Annotated in this window: 1 pseudogene; it reads right to left on the bottom strand. The window is 42.9% G+C overall.

The window, feature by feature from the left end:
- Positions 1–214, bottom strand: a pseudogene (locus CWB98_RS23675) (flagellar motor protein PomA); the annotation flags it as partial.
- Positions 215–308: the final 94 nt, after the last annotated feature.

Raw genomic sequence — 308 nt, 5'->3', positions numbered from 1 at the left:
ATTCAATCTTAAACATGAAGGCCTTGCCGGCTACTTTCCCTATGGTGAAAAATTGCCCCATGGTGTAGTTAGCAAGCACAATAAAAAGAGAACCACCAAATACAATTAGCACCGAAGGAGTGTGATAGAACATGCCCACATCACCACCAAGCACCATAGACATGACAACGAAACCAATCGCGCCGAGAATACCTATTATGGTTGCTAAATCCACATGTCCTCCACCCACTTTTCTATTCAGCGCCTTCCCACTAAAGCCCTATATATGGCCAGGGAATATCAGACGTTATTATAATTACTCTTGAGAT

Source organism: Pseudoalteromonas rubra (genome assembly GCF_005887115.1).
GTDB classification, from domain to species: Bacteria; Pseudomonadota; Gammaproteobacteria; order Enterobacterales; family Alteromonadaceae; genus Pseudoalteromonas; species Pseudoalteromonas rubra_F.
The sequence above is the reverse complement of the archived record's forward strand: the minus strand, read 5'-3'. Positions and strand labels throughout refer to the sequence as shown.